At 59.9% G+C, this 22,950-nt stretch carries 19 protein-coding genes and 1 pseudogene; 6 read left to right on the top strand and 14 right to left on the bottom strand.

The annotated features are described in order from the left end of the window. Positions 1-54: 54 nt before the first annotated feature. Positions 55-879, bottom strand: coding sequence for a tRNA 2-thiocytidine(32) synthetase TtcA (gene ttcA, locus M0746_RS04600; RefSeq protein ID WP_258448339.1), 825 nt, complete (start codon positions 877-879; stop codon positions 55-57). Between the two features lie 286 nt (positions 880-1,165). Between ttcA and M0746_RS04595 the strand changes: the two genes are divergently transcribed. Next, entirely contained in the window at positions 1,166-1,768 is a 603-nt protein-coding gene (locus M0746_RS04595; protein ID WP_090285332.1) for a Yip1 family protein, read from the top strand. A 130-nt stretch (positions 1,769-1,898) separates the two neighbouring features. After that, the gene (locus M0746_RS04590) at positions 1,899-2,393 is read left to right on the top strand and encodes a SprT family zinc-dependent metalloprotease (protein WP_258448338.1); all 495 of its coding nucleotides are present in this window, start codon (positions 1,899-1,901) and stop codon (positions 2,391-2,393) included. 115 nt (positions 2,394-2,508) lie between these two features. Here the strand turns inward: M0746_RS04590 and M0746_RS04585 are convergent, their stop codons facing one another. Further along, positions 2,509-3,690, bottom strand: coding sequence for a CaiB/BaiF CoA transferase family protein (locus M0746_RS04585; protein WP_258448337.1), 1,182 nt, complete (start codon positions 3,688-3,690; stop codon positions 2,509-2,511). 145 nt (positions 3,691-3,835) lie between these two features. Then, positions 3,836-5,170 carry a dicarboxylate/amino acid:cation symporter gene (locus tag M0746_RS04580; RefSeq protein WP_208940148.1) on the bottom strand — a complete coding sequence of 445 codons (1,335 nt, stop codon included), beginning with the start codon at positions 5,168-5,170 and terminating at the stop codon, positions 3,836-3,838. 346 nt (positions 5,171-5,516) lie between these two features. On the opposite strand from M0746_RS04580, the gene M0746_RS04575 reads away from it, so the two are divergent. Further along, entirely contained in the window at positions 5,517-6,515 is a 999-nt protein-coding gene (locus M0746_RS04575; RefSeq protein ID WP_258448336.1) for an AraC family transcriptional regulator, read from the top strand. 120 nt (positions 6,516-6,635) lie between these two features. On the opposite strand, the gene M0746_RS04570 is transcribed toward M0746_RS04575, so the two are convergent. From M0746_RS04570 to M0746_RS04560, 3 genes are all read right to left on the bottom strand, one after another. Continuing rightward, positions 6,636-7,982: an ATP-binding protein gene (locus M0746_RS04570; RefSeq protein WP_258448335.1), complete on the bottom strand. Its 1,347-nt coding sequence runs from the start codon at positions 7,980-7,982 to the stop codon at positions 6,636-6,638. Continuing rightward, positions 7,979-8,656 carry a response regulator transcription factor gene (locus M0746_RS04565; RefSeq protein ID WP_208940145.1) on the bottom strand — a complete coding sequence of 226 codons (678 nt, stop codon included), beginning with the start codon at positions 8,654-8,656 and terminating at the stop codon, positions 7,979-7,981. The genes M0746_RS04570 and M0746_RS04565 overlap by 4 nt, the downstream gene beginning before the upstream one ends. Positions 8,657-8,802: 146 nt before the next feature. Next, positions 8,803-9,408 carry an outer membrane beta-barrel protein gene (locus M0746_RS04560; protein ID WP_090285344.1) on the bottom strand — a complete coding sequence of 202 codons (606 nt, stop codon included), beginning with the start codon at positions 9,406-9,408 and terminating at the stop codon, positions 8,803-8,805. A 144-nt stretch (positions 9,409-9,552) separates the two neighbouring features. On the opposite strand from M0746_RS04560, the gene M0746_RS04555 reads away from it, so the two are divergent. Both M0746_RS04555 and M0746_RS04550 read left to right on the top strand, forming a co-directional pair. Continuing rightward, on the top strand, positions 9,553-10,344 hold the full coding sequence (locus M0746_RS04555) for a dienelactone hydrolase family protein (protein ID WP_258448334.1): 792 nt from the start codon (positions 9,553-9,555) through the stop codon (positions 10,342-10,344). A gap of 250 nt (positions 10,345-10,594) precedes the next feature. After that, complete coding sequence (locus tag M0746_RS04550; protein WP_258448333.1) at positions 10,595-11,320, top strand: 4'-phosphopantetheinyl transferase family protein; 726 nt, start codon at positions 10,595-10,597, stop codon at positions 11,318-11,320. Between the two features lie 141 nt (positions 11,321-11,461). On the opposite strand, the gene M0746_RS04545 is transcribed toward M0746_RS04550, so the two are convergent. Continuing rightward, a complete protein-coding gene (locus M0746_RS04545; protein ID WP_258448332.1) occupies positions 11,462-13,072 on the bottom strand; it encodes an ATP-binding protein in 1,611 nt (536 codons plus the stop codon). After that, positions 13,069-13,792, bottom strand: a pseudogene (locus tag M0746_RS04540) (response regulator). Before M0746_RS04540 ends, M0746_RS04545 begins: the two are co-directional and overlap by 4 nt. An 859-nt stretch (positions 13,793-14,651) precedes the next feature. On the opposite strand from M0746_RS04540, the gene M0746_RS04535 reads away from it, so the two are divergent. Then, complete coding sequence (locus M0746_RS04535) at positions 14,652-17,546, top strand: ribonucleoside-diphosphate reductase subunit alpha (RefSeq protein WP_208940140.1); 2,895 nt, start codon at positions 14,652-14,654, stop codon at positions 17,544-17,546. A gap of 172 nt (positions 17,547-17,718) precedes the next feature. On the opposite strand, the gene M0746_RS04530 is transcribed toward M0746_RS04535, so the two are convergent. The 6 genes from M0746_RS04530 to M0746_RS29035 are packed head-to-tail and all read right to left on the bottom strand — an operon-like array spanning position 17,719 to position 22,853. Next, the gene (locus M0746_RS04530; RefSeq protein ID WP_258448331.1) at positions 17,719-19,782 is read right to left on the bottom strand and encodes a beta strand repeat-containing protein; all 2,064 of its coding nucleotides are present in this window, start codon (positions 19,780-19,782) and stop codon (positions 17,719-17,721) included. Continuing rightward, positions 19,779-21,083, bottom strand: a complete 1,305-nt coding sequence (locus M0746_RS04525) for a calcium-binding protein (RefSeq protein ID WP_342454981.1) — start codon at positions 21,081-21,083, stop codon at positions 19,779-19,781. The genes M0746_RS04530 and M0746_RS04525 overlap by 4 nt, the downstream gene beginning before the upstream one ends. After that, positions 20,966-21,457, bottom strand: a complete 492-nt coding sequence (locus tag M0746_RS04515; protein WP_258448330.1) for a hypothetical protein — start codon at positions 21,455-21,457, stop codon at positions 20,966-20,968. The genes M0746_RS04525 and M0746_RS04515 overlap by 118 nt, the downstream gene beginning before the upstream one ends. Continuing rightward, a complete protein-coding gene (locus tag M0746_RS29150) occupies positions 21,454-22,092 on the bottom strand; it encodes a hypothetical protein (protein WP_258451433.1) in 639 nt (212 codons plus the stop codon). Before M0746_RS29150 ends, M0746_RS04515 begins: the two co-directional genes overlap by 4 nt. Beyond that, complete coding sequence (locus M0746_RS04505) at positions 22,046-22,504, bottom strand: calcium-binding protein (RefSeq protein ID WP_258451432.1); 459 nt, start codon at positions 22,502-22,504, stop codon at positions 22,046-22,048. Before M0746_RS04505 ends, M0746_RS29150 begins: the two co-directional genes overlap by 47 nt. Beyond that, entirely contained in the window at positions 22,389-22,853 is a 465-nt protein-coding gene (locus M0746_RS29035; RefSeq protein WP_274708724.1) for a calcium-binding protein, read from the bottom strand. Before M0746_RS29035 ends, M0746_RS04505 begins: the two co-directional genes overlap by 116 nt. Between the last annotated feature and the right edge of the window lie 97 nt (positions 22,854-22,950).

The following is a 22,950-nucleotide window of genomic DNA, read 5'->3' as shown; positions in this document are numbered from 1 at the left end:
TGCTGAATGACACACCGCTTTCGCGAGCAGGCTCGCTCCCGCATTTGGATGGGTTTACAGATTGACGACGTTGACGAAGCGCGACGCCGCGGTTTCGTCGATCTTCAGGCTGGTGAAGTCGAACAGGTTGCGGTCGGCCAGTTGCGACGGGATCACGTTCTGCAGACTGCGGAAAATGCTCTCGGTGCGGCCCGGGGTCTTGCGTTCCCAGTCCTGAAGCATTTCCTTGACCACCTGACGCTGCAGGTTTTCCTGCGAACCGCAAAGGTTGCACGGGATGATCGGGAATTGCTTGAGGTCCGAGTAGGCCTGAATGTCCTTCTCGTTGCAGTACGCCAGCGGACGGATCACCACGTTGCGCCCGTCGTCGGCGCGCAGCTTTGGCGGCATGGCCTTGAGGCTGCCGTTGAAGAACATATTGAGGAAGAACGTCTCGACGATGTCGTCGCGGTGGTGACCGAGGGCCATTTTCGTCGCGCCGATTTCATCGGCAAAGGTGTACAGCGTGCCGCGACGCAGGCGTGAGCACAGCGAGCAGGTGGTCTTGCCTTCCGGGATCAGTTCCTTGACCACCGAGTAGGTGTCTTTCTCGACGATGTGGTACTCGACGCCCAGCTCTTTCAGGTAGGCCGGCAGCACGTGCTCGGGAAAGCCCGGCTGCTTCTGGTCCATGTTCACCGCGACGATCTCGAACCTGATCGGTGCAACCTTCTGCAGGTGCAGCAGCACGTCGAGCATGGTGTAGCTGTCCTTGCCCCCGGACAGGCAGACCATGACCTTGTCGCCGTCTTCGATCATGTTGAAATCGGCGACCGCTTCGCCGGCCAGGCGGCGCAGGCGCTTTTGCAGTTTGTTCTGGTTGACCGTAAGAGTGCCCATGACGCGAAATCCGTGAGGTGTGACGAAAGGCCGGCATTTTACGCAAAAACCCCGCCGCTGTGGGGACGGGTTGTCGGCCGCCAAAGCGCACTTCGCACAGACCCCAAGGCGATTATCCGCCCTGTTTACAGCGCGATTTGCTCTAAGCCCCTGATACCGGTGCGGTTCAGTCCTTTCTATACTGCGACATAAGGTCGCACACATCTGAAGACCTGTATTTGCTCGGCCGCCTGGCCCGTAGGCGCTCCGTTGGGGGGCGATGGCAATATCAAGAGGAGTGAATGGCATGATCCATCACGTAGTGGGACTGTTTACCCACCCCGATCAGGAATGGAAGGAAATCCGTGGCGACCAAGAGGAAAGCATCAGCCACATGTACCTCACTCACACGCTGATTCTGGCGGCGATTCCCGCCGTCTCGGCGTTTATCGGTACCACTCAGGTTGGCTGGGTGATCGGCAACCGCGCGCCGGTGATGCTCACCTTTGAAAGTGCGCTGTGGATGACGATCATGTCGTACCTGGCGATGCTCGGTGGCGTTGCGGTAATGGGCGCCTTTGTCCACTGGATGGCACGCACGTATGACGCCAACCCCAGCCTGGCCCGCTGCGTGGCCTTCGCCACCTATACCGCGACACCGTTGTTCGTCGGCGGGCTGGCGGCGCTGTATCCGCACATGTGGCTGGGGATGATCGTCGGTACCGCGGCTATCTGCTACACGGTGTATCTGCTGTATGTGGGCTTGCCGACGTTCATGAACATTCCTCCGGACGAAGGCTTCCTGTTTTCCAGCTCGGTGCTGGCGGTAGGCCTGGTGGTGCTGGTGGCGATCATGGCGTTTACCGTGATCGTCTGGGGCCTGGGCGTAGGCCCGGTGTACACCAACTGACGATATCCACCGGGTGAGCGAGGCCGCCGCAAGGCGGCCTTGTCATTTGCGCGATGACCATTCGGCAGCTCGGCGATTCGCAAGCGCCCGGGGTTGCGGCATACTCGGCGTCTCTGGAGATCCATCAAGCATGCCCGAGCAACTCAATACCCGCGTCGAAGATTGTTACCAACTCGCTGAATCCTTTTTCAAACGTTCCTTCAAACGCCCCGTCGTCAGCCTCAAGCTGCGCGGGCAGAAAGCCGGTGTCGCGCATCTGCACGAGAACAAGCTGCGCTTCAATCCGCAGTTGTACCGGGAAAACACCGAACACTTCCTCAAGCAGACCGTGGCGCACGAAGTCGCGCATCTGATCGCTCACCAACTGTTCGGCGACCGCATCCAGCCCCATGGCGAGGAATGGCAATTGATCATGCGCGGCGTTTACGAACTGCCGCCGGATCGCTGCCACACCTATGAAATCAAACGCCGCAGCGTGACCCGCTACATCTATAAATGCCCGTGTCCCGAGAGTGATTTCCCGTTTACCGCACAGCGCCATAGTCTGGTGCGACAGGGGCGACGGTATTTCTGCCGGCGTTGCCGCACGACGCTGGTGTTCAGTGGTGAGATGCGGGTGGAATAGGTGGTTCCTGCGGGGCTCTGACTGGCCCCATCGCTGGCAAGCCAGCTCCCACAGATCTGGGAACACCTCGGAACCTGTGGGAGCTGGCTTGCCAGCGATGAGGCCGGTACAGGCACTACAAAATCACCTTGGCACAACGCAACTCGGCGATCTTCGAAACACTGAATCCCAATTCCCCCAACACCTCATCCGTATGCTGCCCCAACGTCGCGCCAACCTGTCGCGGCGCCGGCAACGCCTCGGAAAACTTCAACGGACAGGCCATCTGCGCCTGCGCCGTACCCTCCCCGCGCGGCACTTGCGTCACCAGTTCGCGCGCCTGCACCTGCGGATGACCCACGGCCTCACTGAGGCTCAACACCGGCTCGACACACGCATCGACTCCGGCGAACAACTCGCACAGCTGCGCAAAGTCATGCTTTTCAAACTCAACCCGCAACGCCTCCTTCAGCGCCTGCTGTTGCTCAGGTTTGGCTGACAGCCCCTGCGCCGCCAGCTCCGGTCGGCCCAACGCTGCACACAAGGCCTGCATGAACGCCGGCTCCAGACTGCCGACCGACATCCAGCGCCCGTCCCGCGTGCGGTAATAGTCGTAAAAGCTGCCGCCGTTGAGCATCTGGCCTTCGTGCCCCGGTTCGTCGCCGCAAGCCAGATAACCGGCGCCGGCCATGGCGTTCAGGCTGAACGCGCAGTCGGTCATGCTCACATCGACATGTGTGCCCTGCCCGGTTTGCTGGCGGGCGATGACCGCGGCGAGCAGGCCGATCACCCCGTGCAGCGAGCCACCGGCGATATCCGCCACTTGCATGCCCAACGGCAGCGGGCCGCTGTCGGCCCGGCCGGTATAACTGGCCAGCCCCGCCAGGGCCAGATAGTTGATGTCGTGGCCGGCGCGGTCCTTATAGGGCCCGGTCTGGCCATAACCGCTGATCGAGACGTAGATCAATCGCGGATTGAGCGCTTTCAGCGCTTCGTAACCCAGGCCCAGACGTTCCATCACACCGGGGCGGAACTGTTCAAGGACGATGTCGTACTCGTTCACCAACTCGCGGATGATTTCCAGCGCTGCCGGCTGCTTCAGGTCCAGCGCCAGACTGCGCTTGTTGCGGTTCAGGTAGGCATGACTGGCCGACACGCCGCCGTCGTGCGGCGGCAACACGCGCAGCAGATCCAGGCGCGTCGGTGATTCGATGCGCAGCACCTCGGCGCCCATGTCCGCCAGCAATAACGAAGCGAACGGCCCCGGCAGCAGCGTCGAGAAATCGAGAACCTTCAGTGAGGCCAGCGGTGCGGACATGGGCGAACTCCTTGGGCGATGCATTCAGCCTAGGCAGCGATGCTCTGTACAGCAATCACCAAAAATGTCAGCGGGGATGACCGTAACGCTCGAATCGCAGGCAAGAAAAAACCCGCCGAAGCGGGTTTTTCCAGACAAGCGATGCTTACTTCACATTGCTTGGGGTTGCGCCTTCAGCCACACCCAGGTCGTCTTCAGGACGAGTTTCGGCGATACCGCGACCGCCGGAAGCCAGTTCGGCTTGCAGCTGGTCGGTGTCCAGCTCCTTGACCCACTTGGCAACCACGATGGTGGCTACAGCGTTACCGACCAGGTTGGTCAGCGCGCGGGCTTCGGACATGAAGCGGTCGATGCCGAGGATCAGCGCCAGACCGGCCACCGGCAGGTGACCGACCGCCGACAGGGTCGCGGCCAGCACGATGAAGCCCGAACCGGTCACACCGGCTGCGCCTTTGGAGGACAGCAGCAGTACCAGCAGCAAGGTGATCTGGTGAGTGATGTCCATGTGCGTGTCGGTCGCCTGAGCGATGAACACAGCCGCCATGGTCAGGTAGATCGAAGTACCGTCGAGGTTGAACGAGTAACCGGTCGGAATCACCAGACCAACAACCGATTTCTTCGCACCCAGACGCTCCATCTTGATCAGCATGCGTGGCAGTGCCGATTCCGACGAGGACGTGCCCAGCACGATCAACAGTTCTTCACGGATGTAACGCACCAGCTTGAACACGCTGAAACCGTGAGCGCGGCAGATCGCACCCAGCACCACGACCACGAACAGTACGCAGGTGATGTAGAAGCAGATCATCAACTGGCCCAGTTGCACCAGCGAGCCGACACCGTAGGCACCGATGGTGAAGGCCATCGCACCGAAGGCACCCAGCGGCGCCAGTTTCATGATCATGTTGATGATGTTGAACATCACGTGGGCGAAGCGATCGATCATGTCCAGCAGCGGACGACCGTACGAACCCAGACGATGCAGGGCGTAGCCGAAGATCACCGAGAACATCAGCACTTGCAGGATGTCACCGGTGGCGAAGGCGCCGACGATGGTGTTCGGGATCACATTGAGGAGGAAGCCGACGATGCTCTGGTCTTTACTGGCCGTCACGTAGGTGGCGATTTTCGAAGCGTCGAGGGTGGTGACGTCGATGTGCATGCCGGCACCCGGTTGCACGACGTTGACCACCACCAGACCGATCAGCAGGGCAATGGTCGAAACGATTTCGAAGTACAGCAGCGCGTAGCCGCCGGTCTTGCCCACCGATTTCATGTTCTGCATGCCGGCGATGCCGCTGACAACGGTACAGAAGATGATCGGGGCGATGACCATTTTGATCAGCTTGATGAACCCGTCACCCAGCGGCTTGAGCGCCACACCGGTCTGTGGGTAGAAGTGACCGAGCAGGATGCCGATGGCGATGGCAACGATCACCTGGAAATACAGGGATTTATACAGTGGCTGACGAGTCGTCATTGCAGGTTTCCTCAAGCGTCCCGCGACAACATCCATCTGTTGGCCGCGAAACCTTAATTGCGAACCCTCCTGCACTGGAGGGATTTGTTGTTGGAGCGGCGTTTTCCTACGGGATAAATGCACGCTTCTGTCGCTTGTATCGCAAACGTCGTGCCAGATTGGTGCGATGGGCAGCCAGCCTTTTGATATCAGGGCTCAACCAGGTTTTTGTGTCACCGGGCGGTGACCTGCGCATGGCGGATTTCCGCCAACTGGCCCGCCCTCGTCCTGCAATTTGGCGGAAATCCGCCTTGTTGCGCATTGGGCGCCCCGCTACCATCGGTCGCCTGAACAGGACCCGCCGCTCATGCGTGAACGCACCATCGCCAGTCATTTCGCCCGTGCCGCCCTCGGTGGCGCGCGTCGCCAAGGCTTTGATTATTCAGGCCTGCTCGAGCAATTGGGGATCAGCCCGGAACTGCTTGAAGAGCCACGTGCGCGCCTCGCACCGGAACAATTCGCCCGATTGATCCAGAGCCTGTGGCTGGCGCTGGACGACGAATACCTGGGCTTTGGCAACGCACCGAGCAAGCCCGGCTGTTTCGCCATGATGTGCCACGCCTCGATCCACTGCCGCAACCTGGAAAAGGCGCTGCAGCGCGGCCTGCTGTTTTACCGCCTGTTCGCCGAGGCGCCACGGCTGACGCTGAGCCGTGAAGATGAATGGGTGCGTTTGAGTCTCGATGACGCGCGGTTGTGGGACCCGGATCACTTCCTCACTGAAAGCCTGCTGGTGATCTGGCATCGCCTCGGCAGCTGGCTGATCGGCCAGCGGATTCGCCTCGAACAGGCGACCTTCAGCTACCCGCGCCCCGACCATGGCGCTGAATATGACTTGCTGTTTCCGTGCCCGCTGAGCTTCGGCGCCGAGCACAGCAGCCTGCGGTTTCACAGCCGCTACCTGTCGATGCCGTTGTTACAGGACGAGCGCACGCTCAAGCATTTCCTCGAACGCTCACCAGCGGACCTGCTTTCGCGCCCGGATGACGGCGACAGCCTGAGCAGTCGCCTGCGCCGTTTGCTCAGCCGCGACAGCAGCAACTGGCCGGACCTCGACGCAGTGGCCGCGCATCTGCACATCAGCCCGCAGACCCTGCGCCGGCATTTGCGTGAGGAAGGCACGAGTTTTCAGGAGCTCAAGGATCAACTGCGGCGGGATATCGCCATCTATCACCTGGGCCGCGCGGATCTGTCGTTGCAGCAGATTGCCGAGCAGTTGGGGTTCTCTGAACCGTCGGCGTTTCACCGGGCGTTCAAGAAGTGGACGGGGCTGACACCGGGGGCTTACCGGGCGCGGGAGTTGTGAGGCCGCCTTGGCTCTTGCCGCGAGTCGCCAAGCGTTTTCGCGAGCAGGCTCGCTCTCACAGGGGAATGCATTTCAAGGTGGGAGCGAGCCTGCTCGCGAAGAGGCCGGCACCGTCAACGTCTAGACCGCCGGAAAATGAATCCTGAACGCCGCCCCGCCCATCGGCGAGTCGCCCAGCGCCAGCCGGGCGTTGTAGCTTTCGATGATGTCCTTGACCACCGCCAGCCCGATGCCCTGCCCCGGATGTTGTGCATCCAGACGCTCACCGCGTTCGAGAATGCGTGCGCGCTGATCCGGCGGCACGCCCGGGCCGTCGTCCTCGACGCACAGTTCAACCCCGGCCAGCGACTCGCGCACGCTGATGCGTACTTCGCCCAGGCACAGGCGATAGGCGTTTTCCAGCAAATTACCGAGCATTTCCAGCAAAGCGCCGTGTTCGATCGGCACGTAGCAGTGCTCGGGCAGATCGGAAACCACGCGCACCTGCTTGTCGCGATAGACCTTGTCCAGCGTGTCGCACAGGCTTTTGAGCACCGGTCGCAGCTTGACCTGATGGCGTACCAGACCGCTTTTGCGCAAGCTCGCCCGTTGCAGTTGATAGCTGATCTGCTGGCTCATGCGTTCGATCTGACTTTGCAGCACCCACGCCTGATCGCGCTCTTGCGGGCGCTGGGCCATGTCTTCGCTGACCCCTTGCAATACCGCCAGCGGGGTTTTCAGGCTGTGGGCCAGATCGTCGAGCGAGTCGCGGTAGCGGCTGCGCTGCTGACGTTCGCTGAGCAGCAAGCGGTTGAGCGAGCCGGTCAGGCGCAGCAGTTCGCGTGGATGTTTTTCGGTCAGGCTCTCGCGGGTGCCACCTTCGATTTCGTCGAGTTCCTGGCTGAGGCGGCGCAAGGCCTTGAGGCCCCAGGTCAGGCCGATCCATAGCAGCGCCAGCAACACCAGCAAGGCTGCGCCGAAGCCCAGATAAAGATTTTCGCGCAGGCCTTCGAGGGTGGTTTCGTATTCGCGCACCGGTTGCAGGGCGACGATGCTGAACGCGGCGCTTTTGCCACCGAGCAATTTCACCTCAACGTCGTAGACGAAGAATTCCTGGCCGTTGCTTTCGCGAATCCGCGCGAACTCGTTGCCGAGACCGTCATAGCGCGGTTTGTAGTTGATCTGTTCTTCCTGAGTCGCCTTCGAACGCCAGACCAGACGCCCTTCGCGATCGTAGATGTAGCCGAGCAAGCGGAAGTCCGTGAGATTGAAACGCTCATCCGGCAACTGCGTCGGCATCACCAGCCGGCCGTTTTCGATGCGCGCGGCAGAAATCAGCGTGGTCACGTCCGAGGCCAGGCGCTGCTCGATCGAATCCTGCAAGGCCAGGCTGAACGCGCCTTGCATGGCCGGGAGCAAGGCGAGCATGAACAACACCGCCAACGTCGTGGCGGCGAGCATCAAACGAACGCGAAGGGAACGGATCAAGTGCAGCGCTCATTGAACAGGTAGCCGAGGCCGCGCACGGTGTCGATCGGCTTGAACCCGGCCGGGCCTTCGAGTTTGCGGCGCAGACGGCCGACCAGCACTTCGATCACGTTCGGATCGCGCTCGTCGTCGTCCGGGTAGAGCTGTTCCATCAGGCGATCCTTGGGCACCACCTGCTGGTGGTGGCGCATCAGGTATTCGAGAATGCGGTATTCGTAGGCGGTCAGCGCCAGCGGTTGTTCGTCGAGGCTGGCCTGCTTGCGATTGAGGTCGAGTAGCAACGGGCCGGCGACAATGGTCGACTGGGTGAAACCGCTGGAGCGGCGCAGCAAGGCATTCAGGCGTGCGTCGAGTTCTTCGAACTGGAACGGCTTGACCACGTAATCATCGGCGCCCGCAGCGAGGCCTTCGACCTTGTCCTGCCAGTTGCCGCGCGCCGTGAGGATGAGGATCGGAAAGGCCTTGCCGCCCGAGCGCAACTGGCGGATCAGGTCGAGTCCACCCATGCCCGGCAGGCCGAGGTCGATCACCGCCAGGTCGAAGTTGAACTGTCCGGTCTGGTACAGCGCCTCCTCGGCATTGGCCACGGACTCGACCACATGACCGCTCTCGGTGAGGCGGGTTTGCAGGTGATGGCGCAACAGCGCTTCATCTTCGACGACCAACAGTTTCATAACACTCTCCAGATCACTCAGACACTCCAGTAGCACACCTGTGGGAGCGAGCCTGCTCGCGGAAGCGGTGGGTCAGCCAACCCATGGTTGACTGGCTAATCGCCTTCGCGAGCAAGCTCGCTCCCATCTGAAACTGCGACAACGCTTTAGAAATAGTAGTTGGCCGACAGGTAAGTCTGCGCGCTGCTGGTCAAGTCCAGCGAGCCCTGCTTGCTGCCGCCACTCTCTTTCATCTCGGTGCTGGCGTTGCTGCGCAGGTAACGGTAACCGAGTTCGACCGAGGTGTTCTGCGAGACTTGCTGCAACACACCGAGCTGACCGCCGACGGCATAACCGATGTCACTGTCGCGGCTGTAGCCTGGCGAATCCTGAGTCAGCTTGGTCAGACCGGCCGTAGCGCCGCCGAACAATTTGGTGCTGCCGCCCACCGGGTAGAACAGATCGTAGCTGCCGAGCAGGTTTTCCTGGCGCAGTTTAATGCCATTGTGCGAGCCCGACACGTTGTCGTAGGTGGCGTAGTAACGGCCCTGGCTGTTTTGCTGACCGAGACGCACGCCATAGGTGTTGTTGCCGTCGATGGCGCCGGTAGCGTTCGGGTGGTCGAGGTTGTTGTTCAAGGAGCGGGACTTGTCGATCTTGTCGCTGGTCTGGCCGAAGGTCAGGCCGGCGAAGTTCGAAGACGTGTCGGCCTGGGCCGCGATACTGGCGCTCATGACGCTCAAAGCCAGCAACAGTTTGTTCAAACGAGTCATGGGTAGTTTCCTCTTGCACAGTGCTGTTGGGGTATGGCGCAAGATTACTGAGCGGCCCCTGTACCGGCCCTGAACCGTCTCTGAACCTGACCTGAATCAAATCGACTAGGCTGTTCTGAGCACTTTCGCGAAGGAGACCCGATCATGCGCTTGTTCCTTGCCCTCACCCTGCTTGTCATCAGCAGCCTCACCCAGGCGGCGATCAAGACCGAAGAAATCCCTTACCAGAGCGCCGACGGTACAAAACTGATCGGTTACTACGCCTATGACGACGCCATTAAAGGCAAGCGCCCCGGGGTCGTCGTGGTTCATGAATGGTGGGGGCTGAACGATTACGCCAAGCGCCGCGCGCGTGATCTCGCCGCGCAGGGTTACAGCGCACTGGCGATCGATATGTACGGCGACGGCAAAAACACCGAACACCCGAAAGACGCGATGGCGTTCATGCAGGCGGCGACTCAGGATGCGGCGGCGGCCAGCAAGCGCTTCGAGGCGGGGCTGAACCTGCTGAAGAAACAAGCGCAGACCGACGCGGATAAAATCGCTGCGATCGGTTACTGCTTCGGCGGCGCCGTGGTGTTGAACGCGGCGCGACAGGGTGTGCCGCTGGCGGGTGTGGTGAGTTTCCATGGCGCACTGGCCACCAAGACCCCGGCAACGCCCGGCAGCGTCAAAGCGAAGATTCTGGTCGAGCACGGTGCGCTGGACAGCATGGTCACCGCCGACAACGTCACCGCGTTCAAGGCGGAAATGGACAAGGCCGGGGCTGACTACAAGTTTGTCAGCCTTGATGGCGCCAAGCACGGTTTCAGCAACCCGGATGCGGATCGCCTGAGCCATGGCGAGCATGGCGGCCCGGATATTGGTTACAACAAGGCCGCGGACGAAAAATCCTGGGCGGACATGCAGGCGTTTTTCAAGCAGATTTTCGGTTGACCCGGCAATGACCGAGGCGCGGCCCTTCGCGAGCAGGCTCGCTCCCACAGGGATGATCGTTCCCACGCTCTGCGTGGGAATGCATCCTGTGACGCTCTGCGTCACGCATTTATGGGACGCGGAGCGTCCCGGGCGACGTTCCCACGCGGAACGTGGGAACGATCTGTGAGCAGGTGTGGGAGCGAGCCTGCTCGCGAACGCTGCACCGCCGTTCTCGACCTTGCCTCGACTAACCGGCAAAATGCGCTCCATGAATTTCACCCCCGCCCTCCCCGCCTGCTGCACCGCGCTCGACAGCCATTGGCCGTTGCCGATCGTGTTGCCCGACACCGTGCTGATCAGCACCCACTTCGACCCGGCACAATTGCTCGGCGATGATTTTCAGCGCAGCGCTGTCGTGCCGCCGCCGAGCATTCAACGCTCGGTGGCCAAGCGTCAGGCCGAGTTTCTCGCGGGCCGCATCTGTGCCCGTGCTGCGCTGCAACAACTGGAAGGTTCAGCCATCGTCCCGCCGATCGGCGAAGACCGCGCACCGGTATGGCCGGCGCATATCTGCGGCTCGATCACCCACAGCAGCGGTCACGCCGCCGCGATCGTCGCCAACCGCCAGCACTGGCGTGGACTGGGCATGGACCTGGAAAACCTGCTGAGCGATGAACGCGCCGAACGTCTGGCCGGGGAAATTCTCACGCCAGCGGAAATGCAGCGCATGGCTGCCGGTTCGCAGGATTTGCGGGCACTTTGGGTGACCCTGACGTTTTCGGTGAAGGAAAGTCTGTTCAAGGCGCTCTACCCGATCGTGCACCAGCGCTTTTACTTCGAGCATGCCGAGGTGCTGGACTGGACTGAGGCTGGCGCGGCGAGGTTGCGCTTGCTGACAGATTTGTCGAGCGAGTGGCGCAACGGCACGGAGCTGGAGGCGCAGTTCGGCGTGCAGGATGGGCAGTTGTTGAGTCTGGTGAGCATTCAGGCCTGAAGTTTTGCATTGCCTGCAGGGTCCTCATCGCTGGCAAGCCAGCTTCCACAGGATTCCCGGTGAACACAGCATCCATGTACACCCGTGAAATCTGTGGGAGCTGGCTTGCCAGCGATGAGGCCGGTACTGCCACCACACAACCTACCGGCGCTCCTGATTCCTCGGCCAGCTCAAACTGAAACACGCCCCACCCAGACTCTTGCTCTTGCCGATGATCGCTCGACCATCGTGCCAGTGAATGATCCGCCGCACGATCGACAACCCCAGACCATGCCCGCCCGACGCCCGCGTGCGGCTGTCATCCAGACGCAGGAACGGCGTGAAGATTCGCTCCCAGGCCACCTCCGGCACACCCGGGCCGTCATCCTCGACATCGACCCGACAGCGTAACTGCCCGACCTGATAACTCACCGTCACGTTGCCGCGCGCATGGCGCATGGCGTTGCTCACCAGATTCTGCAAGGCCCGGTGCAGATACCGCGGCTCGGCCTCGACCCAGGCATCGTCATTATCCGCGGCGGACAAGCACAAACCGCGCTGCACGGTGACTTCGGCGCGCAGTGGCGCCAGCTCTGCGATCACCTGATTGACCAGCGCATCGAGGTCGACGCGCTGGAAGGTCAATGCCGGCGAACCCTGCTCCAGGCGCGCATAGGTAAGCATTTCATCGACCAGCTTATCGAGGTCCTCAATGTCGTGATCCATGCCCTCGCGATACTTTTCCAGGGCTTGCGGAGTAGTCGCCGAGCCGATCATCTCCAGACCGAAACGCAAACGCGCCACCGGCGTGCGCAATTCGTGCGACACCGCGCGCACCAGTTCGCGCTGGATCGCCAGCAACTGCTGCAGATGCTCGGCCATGCCATTGAACGCCGAAGCCAGCCGCCCGACCGAGTCGGCACCGCGCGCCGGCACCCGGGTTTCGAGGCTGCCCTTGGCGATACGCGTGGCCGCCGCTTCGAGACCGCGCAGACGCCGCTCGAGCTGGCGCACCAGCAGATACACGATCAGCCCGATCAAGGTCAGGCCCAGCGCAGCGATCAGCACCAGCCATTCCGGCGGGTATGGGTTCATCTGATACAACGGACCGATTTCCAGCACCCACGGCGTGCCGACCATGCCGGCGAACACGCGGATCGAATCGCCGCCCTTGCCCAGCGCCATCACCGTGTCGCCCTCCGAAACGCGACGGCTCTGGTCCTCGTCCATGTCAGCGTCGTTCACCGTGACCAGGCGCAAGTCAAACCCAAAGCCCTTCTCTTCCTTTATCTGCGCCAGACGTTTGGGCTGCTCGGCAACCGGCACCCTTACCAGTTCATCGGCCAGCAGATAGATTGTCGCCCGCGCCAGTTGCTCGCTGATTTGCTGCACCTCACCGGTGAGCACCAGTTGTTCCTTGTCGCTGACCAGCCGATAAACCCTGGCCGCATGCGGCCCGGTCTGCTCGACCAGCGCCTGCCCGCGCTGCACTCGGGTGCGCTGGGTCAGATCGAGGTCCGTTTCGGTAAATTTCTTCAGCGCCAGCGGGATGCCGAGCAAACGCTCCCACACCAGCAACGCGCGATGGCGCTCGGTTTCGTTCATCGGTTGCAGATTGTCGGCCATCAGCGAAAACGTGCCGTGGGCCAAACGTTCGCGATATTGCTCGCTGCGCACCTGATTGAGCAGGTGCAGCGCCAGCACGCCGAGCACAGCGACCAGAATCAGCGCAGCGCACATGCCGCCGTAGATGCGCAGGAAGATCGAGTTCACAACGCAAGGTCTACGCAGGCTTCGGGAACGAACAGATAGCCTTTGCTGCGGATGGTTTTGATCAAACGCGGATGGTCGGGGTCGTCGCCGATTTTCGGGCGGATCCGCGAAATGCGCACATCGATCGAGCGGTCCTGGCCGTCATAGCCGATGCCGCGCAGTGCGGTGAAGATTTCTTCGCGGGACAGGATGCGCCCGGCATTGGCGACCAACAGCCAGAGCAGGTCGAATTCGGCGCTGGTCAGCTCGATGCCGTGGTCATTCAGCCAGGCCTCGCGCAAGGCGTTGTCGACCACCAACGGCCCGAATTGCAGACGGCGGGATTTTTTCCGCGGCAGGCTCCGCGCTGTCACTGCGTCGTAGCAAGGCCTGGATTCGCGCCAGCAACAAGCGCGGGCGCACCGGTTTGCACACGTAATCGTCGGCGCCAAGGTCCAGCCCTTGAATCTGATCGGCGTCGTCGGTGCGCGCGGTGAGCATCAGAATCGGCCCCTCGTACTGACTGCGCACCTTGCGACAGATGCTCAGACCGTCTTCGCCGGGCAGCATCAGGTCGAGAATGACCAGGTCCGGCTGCTCGTTGATGATTCGCGCCGCCGCCAGCGCGCCATTGCCTTCGATATTCACGCGCAATCCATTGGCTTGCAGGTAGTCACGCGTCAGCTCGGCCAGACGCTGGTCATCCTCGACGATCAATACCTCAAAGGCTTGTTGCTCCACCGGTGACCTCTGCTGGCTGTTGTTATTGATATAAGAAGGTATCACTGAATAACCCGGCCCCCTGTGGGAGCGAGCCTGCTCGCGATAGCGGTGGATCAGCCAATGAAGATGCTGACTGGAAAGACGCTATCGCGAGCAGGCTCGCTCCTACAGTTTTTTCGCCATCCTCCCCGTCTTTTTGTCATGTTCGAGGAGGATAAGAATGCCTGCGCACCCAGCGCTTGTATAAACGCCGATCATCCGGAAAACAAGTCGGTAAATGCGTTCGGACCAGGCGAAAAATTGTGGTAGGGTTCGCGCCCTTAAAAAACCGCTGAAGCGTTTTTTCCGGGTAAAAAAACAGTGACAAACGGTCTGGCTCAGCGGGTTCGCGGCCTACACGCGTTTTCCCTGTTTCTTACACAATTTACGCACAGGCTTATCCACAGCTCGTACGTTGCAAGCCCCCTCAAAACGCATTATCTTGTAGCACGGCGAAAACAGAGACCCTACATGTAGGGTTTTTGCCTAAAGCGCCCAACCACATTTCAGACCTGAAACTCAAGCGCTTTATTGCGAGTTTCCGGTTGAACGAAGCAAGTTTTTCAAAGCCCAAACCGCGCTTGCGGATGGCACCGTTTTTTTAGTTCCAGGCGGACAAAACGGTATGGGTGTTGCAGTCATTACTGTCACCCGGGAAGGAATCCGGTTTCGGGCATTGTCCCGCAACCAGAACTTCGGCAGGGACGCGGCGTTGCAGCCTTTTTCGTCTGTTCCGAAGTGGTAATTGCCGACGCTGGTCGGTTGCAGTGCTTCGGTACAGAACGGTGAGCACCATGACGGTGCCAAACAAACATAGAGAATGTGGAGACCACCCCCCATGCAAACCGACACAACTCGCGAGAACCCGCAGGGCACCTTGCCGCAGGCCGCCGATTCGACTTCGGATCTGGCAGCTACCGCGCCTGGCCAGCTGCGCGTGATCAAGCGTAATGGCACTGTCGTTCCTTATACCGATGACAAGATCACCGTCGCTATCACCAAAGCGTTTCTCGCAGTTGAGGGCGGCACCGCTGCCGCTTCGTCGCGAATCCATGACACCGTGGCCCGCCTGACCGAACAGGTCACCGCAACCTTCAAGCGTCGCATGCCATCGGGCGGCACCATCCACATCGAAGAAATCCAGGACCAGGTCGAACTGGCTCTGATGCGTGCCGGCGAACAGAAAGTGGCCCGCGACTACGTGATCTACCGTGACGGTCGTTCGAAAGAACGCGCTGCCCACGCGCCGGCCGAAGCCGCCGTCAACGCACACCCGTCGATCCGCATCACCCGCACCGACGGTAGCCTGGCGCCGCTGGACATGGGCCGCCTGAACACCATCGTCACCGAGGCCTGCGAAGGCCTGGAAGAAGTCGACGGCGACCTGATCCAGCGCGAAACCCTGAAAAACCTCTACGACGGCGTGGCCCTGACCGACGTCAACACCGCGCTAGTCATGACCGCGCGTACCCTGGTCGAGCGTGAGCCGAACTACTCGTTCGTCACCGCCCGCCTGCTGATGGACACCCTGCGTGCCGAAGGCCTGGGTTTCCTCGGTGTCGCCGAAAGCGCCACTCACCACGAGATGGCCGACCTGTACGCCAAGGCACTGCCGGCTTACATCGCCAAAGGTATCGAGTTCGAACTGCTGAACCCTGTGCTGGCCTCCTTCGACCTGGAAAAACTGGGCAAGGCGATCAACCACGAGCGCGATCAGCAATTCACCTACCTGGGCCTGCAAACCCTGTACGACCGTTACTTCATCCACAAGGATGGCGTGCGTTTCGAACTGCCTCAGATCTTCTTCATGCGCGTGGCCATGGGTCTTGCGATCGAAGAGAAGCAGAAAGAAGACCGTGCGATCGAGTTCTACAACCTGCTGTCCTCGTTCGACTACATGGCTTCGACCCCGACCCTGTTCAACGCCGGTACCCTGCGTCCTCAGCTGTCGAGCTGCTACCTGACCACCGTGCCGGATGACCTGTCGGGCATTTACCACGCGATCCACGACAACGCCATGCTGTCGAAATTCGCAGGCGGCCTGGGCAACGACTGGACCCCGGTGCGTGCGCTGGGCTCGTACATCAAGGGCACCAACGGCAAGTCGCAAGGCGTCGTGCCGTTCCTCAAAGTGGTCAACGACACGGCCGTGGCCGTGAACCAGGGTGGCAAGCGCAAAGGCGCTGTGTGTGCCTACCTGGAAACCTGGCACATGGACATCGAAGAGTTCATCGAGCTGCGCAAGAACACCGGTGACGATCGTCGTCGTACCCACGACATGAACACCGCCAACTGGATCCCTGACCTGTTCATGAAGCGTGTCTTCGATGACGGCAAGTGGACCCTGTTCTCGCCATCCGAAGTACCGGACCTGCACGACCTGACCGGTAAAGCCTTCGAAGAGCGTTACGAGTACTACGAAGCGCTGACCGAATACCCGGGCAAGGTCAAGCTGTTCAAGACCATCCAGGCCAAAGACCTGTGGCGCAAGATGCTGTCCATGCTGTTTGAAACCGGCCACCCATGGCTGACCTTCAAAGACCCGTGCAACCTGCGCAGCCCGCAGCAGCACGTCGGCGTGGTCCACAGCTCGAACCTGTGCACCGAGATCACCTTGAACACCAACAAGGACGAGATCGCCGTTTGCAACCTGGGCTCGATCAACCTGCCGAACCACATCGTCGACGGCAAGCTCGATACCGCCAAGCTGCAGCGCACCGTCAACACCGCCGTGCGCATGCTCGACAACGTGATCGACATCAACTACTACTCGGTGCCGCAAGCGAAGAACTCCAACTTCCGCCACCGTCCGGTCGGTCTGGGCATCATGGGCTTCCAGGACGCCTTGTACCTGCAGCACATCCCTTACGGCTCCGACGCTGCTGTCGAGTTCGCCGACAAGTCGATGGAAGCGGTCAGCTACTACGCGATCCAGGCCTCTTGCGACCTGGCCGATGAGCGCGGTGCCTACGAGACGTTCAACGGTTCGCTGTGGTCCAAGGGCATCCTGCCGCTGGATTCGCAACAGATCCTGATCGAACAGCGCGGCCAGAAGTACATCGATGTCGACCTGAACGAAACGCTGGACTGGGCACCGGTTCGCGCCCGCGTACAGAAAGGCATTCGTAACTCGAACATCATGGCCATCGCACCGACCGCGACCATCGCCAACATCACCGGCGTATCGCAGTCGATCGAACCGACCTACCAGAACCTCTATGTGAAATCGAACCTGTCGGGCGAATTCACCGTGATCAACCCGTACCTGGTTCGCGACCTGAAAGCGCGCGGTCTGTGGGACTCGGTCATGATCAACGACCTGAAGTACTACGACGGTTCGGTTCAGCAGATCGAACGCATCCCGCAAGAACTCAAAGAGCTCTACGCGACTGCATTCGAAGTGGACACCAAGTGGATCGTTGACGCCGCCAGCCGTCGTCAGAAGTGGATCGACCAGGCCCAGTCGCTGAACCTGTACATCGCCGGCGCCTCGGGCAAGAAGCTCGACGTGACCTACCGCATGGCTTGGTACCGTGGTCTGAAAACCACCTACTACCTCCGTGCCCTGGCCGCGACCAGCACCGAGAAGTCGACCATCAACACCGGCAAGCTGAATGCTGTTTCCAGCGGCGGCAACCACGGTGACGATTCGGTACTGGCCGCACCGGCCGGCCCGGCGCCAGTGCCAAAGGCCTGCGCGATTGACGAGCCGGATTGCGAAGCTTGCCAATAAGCTGAGCTGACTTCAGGCGTTGCGAGACGCCTGAGACTTCCAGACAAAGAAAAACCCCCGACAGACTTCTGGTTTGTCGGGGGTTTTCTTTATCCGTAACAAATATCGAAGCCGAAAAAAACGGCGAAACCTGAGTTCAGGCTTCACCGTTATCTGGGTTACAACGCCTTCGTCAAACTGCGAATGACTCCGTCATTGCCTGCCCTACGACAGGAATAGTGAAAGACTCACCGTTGTTGGTGTAGAACTTCTCAATGGTGTTGGCGCCGGCATTCCAGTCTTTGAGGAAGACACCGGAGTTGAGATTGCCACTTTCGACATCGGCGCGGTTGAAAATGTAGACCCCCAAATCATTCGATTTGAGTACAACATCATTGAAAGTCTGAATATTCCTCAGGGTAACAGTGTCAGTACCGGTAACCCCTTCATCGAGAATCGCCACCATGGTTTTCGAGGCGACGAAATACTGATCGCTACCTTCACCACCATAGCCATCACCTGAAGCGCTCAGATAGAGTTTGTCATTTCCTGCACCGCCATGTAGTTCATAACCATTGCCGATGGCTATCAACTCGTCATCGCCGTCGCCACCGTCTGCAATCGCGGACACGACAGTAATCCGATCATTACCGCCGTCACCGTAGTAAAGCGATCCTGCATCAAATACGAAACCTGCAATGTAGTCGTTACCGTTGCCACCATGAATGATGTCTGCCTGGTTGTCGGAAGCAGGCTGGCCAGTTAACGCCCCCGTAATGGTGAAGCTATTGCCGTACAGAATGTCGTTGCCGTCACCACCGTCAATAATGTCGTTTCCGTCTCCGCCTTCGATCATGTTAGCTAGCGCGTTACCCGTCAGCGTATCGCTGAATGCAGAACCGACCAGGTTGTCGATGTTGCTCAACACATCCCCCTCGGCATCACCTCCGATGCCTGCACCGGTCAACAGGTTGACCTGTACGGCTGCCGAACTGTTGACATACCAGGCCGCATCGCCGCGTCCGACGCCGAACAGCACATCTGCACCGCCTCCACCCACGAAGCTTTCAGCTGCTGCAGTGCTGCCGGTAAAGGTGTCCGCATAGTTGGAACCCAGGAAAGCCTCGATTGAGGTATACACGTCACCTGCTCCCACACCCGTCAAAGGCGGAGCGCCGAGATTGAAGGTGACACCTTCGGTTTCATAGGCAAAGCTGAGGAAGTCGACACCGGCACCGCCATCGAAGCGATCTGCACCCGCGCCGCCGATGAAAATATCGCCAGCATTGGAGCCGTTTATCTGCTCAATACTGCTGTAGGTATCCCCTGCTGCCGAGCCTCCATTGGCAACGCCAGTTTTGGTGCTGACAATCGCCATGCCGCCATCGGCATAACTGGCAATGTCGAAGCCTGCACCGCCAATCAGTTGATCCGCCCCTAGCCCACCAAACAGGACGTCATTGCCTTCCCCTCCGGTGATGATGTTGTCGCCTGCATTGCCGTGACCGGTAAAGTTGCTCGTTCCCGTATAACTCAACCGTTCCACTTCGGCGTTCAAGGTGTAACTGACTTGATTGGTGCGTACCTCATCGTCACCCTCTCCCGCCAGCTCAGTAACCAGAACCGAACCGGTGCCCGTGGCAAAGTAGATGTCATTGCCCAGTCCGCCGCTAAAGGTCATCGTACCGGCAGTGACTGTGAACTGATCGTTCAGAGCAGTCCCGACAATGTTCTCGAAATTGCTGAACACATCGCCTTGTGCATCACCGCCAACCCCTGATCCCGCATTGTTGGCGACCGTCACGACAACAGCTTGGGCAGAGCCGGAATAGTCCAGCTTGTCAGCGGTGCCGCCCGCGCCGTCAAACACATCGGCCTGAGTACTTGCAACGAAGGTGTCGTTGGAAGACGAGCCCCTGAACGTCTCGATTCCGGAAAAGGTGTCCCCGGCGGCAATCCCGGTGTGTACGCCGGTTTTGAAGTTCAGCGTCACGCCGGCGCCACTGTAATCGTCCTCGTAACTGACAGTGTCATTCCCGGCACCGCCGATCAATTGATCGGCACCGCCACCGCCCATGAGTACGTCATTGCCGCCACCGCCAGTGATGACGTTATCACTGGCGTTACCCCGGCCCGTGAAGCTGCCTATCCCTGTTCCGGTATAGGTCAGGCGCTCTACGCCAGCGCTTAACGTAGCGCTGGCCTGGCTGGTGCGCACTTCATCATAGCCACCGTCGACGGTCTCGATGACAGTCAACGCGCCTGTGCCGTTAACGATGTAGACATCGTTACCTGCCCCCCGGCGAACGTCATCGAGCCCGCCGCGAGGGTGAACTGATCATCCTGAGCTGTACCGATGATGTTCTCGAAGTTGCTGAACACATCACCCTGAGCATCGCCGCCCACTCCGACGCCGCCGCCATTGGTAACGGACAGGGTGATGGCTTGGGCGGAACTGGAGTAATCCAGTTTGTCGATGCCGCCAGCGCCATCAAGGGTATCGACCGCAAGACTGGCGACAAACGTATCGCCATTCGCTGAACCGCGGAAAGCTTCAATGCCGAAGAAGGTATCACCGGCGGCTATCCCTGTATGAACGCCGTTCTTCAGGTCGACGGTTACCCCTGCTTTAGTGGGGTCATCCTCATAGCTGACAGTGTCTAAACCACTCCCGCCGATGAACTGGTCAGCGCCCGCTCCCCCCATGAGCACATCGTTACCCGCACCGCCGGTGATGACGTTGTCACTAGCATTGCCCCGCCCGGTGAAGTTGCCGCTGCCGGTATAGGTCAATCGTTCGATTTCCGCACCCAGCACACCACTGGCCTGACTGGTACGTATCTCATCATTCCCCCCTCCCGCAACTTCGATGGCGTTGATCACCCCGGTGGCATCGACGACGTAAACGTCGTCGCCCGCCCCGCCACTGACGGTAATTGTTCCAGCAGTCGCTGAGAACCGGTCTGCATAGGCCGAGCCACCAATCCACTCCATATTGCTGAACTGGTCGCCTTGCGCGTCGCCACCCGAGCCAGTGCCGGCACCGTTGGCAATGGAAAGGCTGATGGCCTGGGACGAGTCCGCGTAATCCAGCTTGTCCAGACCGCCCGCGCCATCCAGTGTGTCGGCTCCAGTACCGGCGAAGAAAGTATCGCCGTAGGCCGAACCCCGGATTGCCTCGACGCTCTCGAAAGTATCTCCCTGAGCCATGCCCGTGTGCACGCCGGTCTTCAGATTGAGGGTCACACCAGCACCGGTCCTCTCATCTTCGTAGCTGGCAGTGTCCATACCGGCGCCGCCGACAAGCTGATCTGCCCCTGCTCCGCCGATCAACACATCGTTGCCGCTGCCGCCGGTAATAACGTTATCACCAGCATTGCCCCGCCCAGTGAAGTTGCTGGTACCGGTGTAAGTGAGCCGTTCAACGTTGGCAGCCAGCGTCATGTCGACGTTATTGGTGAAGAGTTGGTCGATACCACCGCCAACGGTTTCAATGATGGCGCCGTTGGCATTGTTGTTGAAAACGTAAACATCGTCGCCCGCACCGCCGTTGAGCACCAGTCCACCACCGGTGAGGGTGAACGTATCGTTGAATACCGTGCCGATGATGGTTTCGACATTGGTGAACGAGTCACCCTGGGCATCACCGCCAGAGCCGGTACCGGCTCCAGCAACGGACGAAAGAATGTTGATGGCCTCGGTAGAGGTCGAATAGTCCAGGTGTCGCTACCCTGAAGTCCTTCGAAGGCATCGGCAGCCGCGCCGCTGACAAATGTGTCTGTGTAGTTCGTTCCCTTGTAGAGTTCGATACCGGAGTAGCTGTCTCCCAAGGCAATGCCGGTATTACTGCCGGTCTTGAGATTGAGCGTCACACCGACGCCATTAACAACATCTTCATAACTGGCGGTATCGAAGCCGGCTCCACCATTCAATTGATCTGCACCTGCCCCCCGATCAATACGTCGTCACCCGTGCTGCCCGTAATGATGTTGTCACCAGCGTTGCCGGTGCCCCTGAAGCTCCCGGCTCCCGTAAAAGTCAGGCGTTCGACATTTGCCGCCAGATAGGCGGTGTTTTGTGTGGTGCGCACCTCATCATCGCCGCCGCCTGCCGCTTCAATGATGCCAGCGTTAGTGTTGCCGCTGATTATGTAAACGTCGTTACCCGCTCCGCCGTTAAGTGTCAGTCCACCGCCGGTGAGGGTGAAGGTATCGTTGAACGCTGAACCGACAATGGTTTCAACATTGGTGAACGAGTCCCCCTGTGCATCTCCGCCACTACCGGTACCTGCACCGCCAACGGAGGACAGAATGTTGATAGCCTGATCCGACGTCGAATAGCTGAGCGTATCCGCGCCCTGCAGACCGTCGAAGCTATCGGCTGCCGCGCCACTGACAAAGGTATCGCCGTAATTCGTACCTTTGTAGAGTTCGATGCCGAAGTAACTGTCGCCCAGCGCAATGCCTGCGTTGACCCCGGTCTTGAGGTTCAGTGTCACGGGAACGCCATTGACCACTTCTTCATAACTTGCGATATCGAAACCGGCCCCCCGACAATTGGTCGGCACCTGCGCCACCAGTCAAGACATCGTCACCCGCCCCTCCGGTGATGAAATTGTCGCCGGCGTTGCCAACGCCTTTGAAGTTACCCGTGCCGGTAAAGGTCAGACGCTCGACGTTTACCGCCAGATAAGCAGTGTTTTGCGTGGTGCGAACTTCATCGTCACCGCCGCCTGCTGCTTCGATGATGCTGGCGTTGGTATTGCCATTTATTATGTAAACGTCGTTGCCGGCCCCGCCGTTAAGCGTCAGCCCACCGCCGGTGAGGGTGAAAGTATCGTTGAATGCCGAACCGACAATGGTTTCAACATTGGTGAATGAATCGCCTTGGGCGTCCCCACCGGTACCCGTGCCGGTAGCCCCGACAGAGGAAAAAAATATTGATAGCCTGGTCAGATGTTGAGTAGCTAAGCGTGTCATTTCCCTGAAGACCGTCAAAGGTGTCGGCTCCGGAACCACTGACAAAAGTGTCCGCCCAGTTCGTACCCCGAAACACTTCGATATCGGTGAACGTATCGCCTTTGGCGGCGCCGGTGTGCACACCTGTCTTGAGATTCAGCGTTACCGAAATGACATTGGTCACATCCTCATAACTGGCTGTATCAACTCCCGCGCCGCCGTTGATCTGGTCGGCTCCTTCCCCACCCATCAATACATCGTTACCGGCGCCGCCATTCAACACGTCATCCCCGGCATAGCCCCGAATCTGATCATCACCAGCGGTACCCACCAGGGTATCCGCAGCGTTGGTGCCATATATAACTGCCATTACATCTTCCTTGTGTGTGTGTCGGAAACTGCGCTAAGACGCCAGGCACTCCGGGGTCGTCCCTCTCTGAGCATGCACTGGGCATTGTTACGTGTTG

Origin of the sequence: Pseudomonas sp. S11P7 (genome assembly GCF_023195435.1) — a bacterium.
Lineage (GTDB): Bacteria > Pseudomonadota > Gammaproteobacteria > Pseudomonadales > Pseudomonadaceae > Aquipseudomonas > Aquipseudomonas fluorescens_G.
The sequence above is the reverse complement of the archived record's forward strand: the minus strand, read 5'-3'. Positions and strand labels throughout refer to the sequence as shown.

Coding starts and splice junctions, on each gene's coding strand:
- ttcA (WP_258448339.1), bottom strand. CDS start 879: ATGGGCACTCTTACGGTCAACCAGAACAAACTGCAAAAGCGCCTGCGC.
- M0746_RS04595 (WP_090285332.1), top strand. CDS start 1,166: ATGATCCATCACGTAGTGGGACTGTTTACCCACCCCGATCAGGAATGG.
- M0746_RS04590 (WP_258448338.1), top strand. CDS start 1,899: ATGCCCGAGCAACTCAATACCCGCGTCGAAGATTGTTACCAACTCGCT.
- M0746_RS04585 (WP_258448337.1), bottom strand. CDS start 3,690: ATGTCCGCACCGCTGGCCTCACTGAAGGTTCTCGATTTCTCGACGCTG.
- M0746_RS04580 (WP_208940148.1), bottom strand. CDS start 5,170: ATGACGACTCGTCAGCCACTGTATAAATCCCTGTATTTCCAGGTGATC.
- M0746_RS04575 (WP_258448336.1), top strand. CDS start 5,517: ATGCGTGAACGCACCATCGCCAGTCATTTCGCCCGTGCCGCCCTCGGT.
- M0746_RS04565 (WP_208940145.1), bottom strand. CDS start 8,656: ATGAAACTGTTGGTCGTCGAAGATGAAGCGCTGTTGCGCCATCACCTG.
- M0746_RS04560 (WP_090285344.1), bottom strand. CDS start 9,408: ATGACTCGTTTGAACAAACTGTTGCTGGCTTTGAGCGTCATGAGCGCC.
- M0746_RS04555 (WP_258448334.1), top strand. CDS start 9,553: ATGCGCTTGTTCCTTGCCCTCACCCTGCTTGTCATCAGCAGCCTCACC.
- M0746_RS04550 (WP_258448333.1), top strand. CDS start 10,595: ATGAATTTCACCCCCGCCCTCCCCGCCTGCTGCACCGCGCTCGACAGC.
- M0746_RS04535 (WP_208940140.1), top strand. CDS start 14,652: ATGCAAACCGACACAACTCGCGAGAACCCGCAGGGCACCTTGCCGCAG.
- M0746_RS04505 (WP_258451432.1), bottom strand. CDS start 22,504: ATGACACGCTTAGCTACTCAACATCTGACCAGGCTATCAATATTTTTT.
- M0746_RS29035 (WP_274708724.1), bottom strand. CDS start 22,853: ATGGCAGTTATATATGGCACCAACGCTGCGGATACCCTGGTGGGTACC.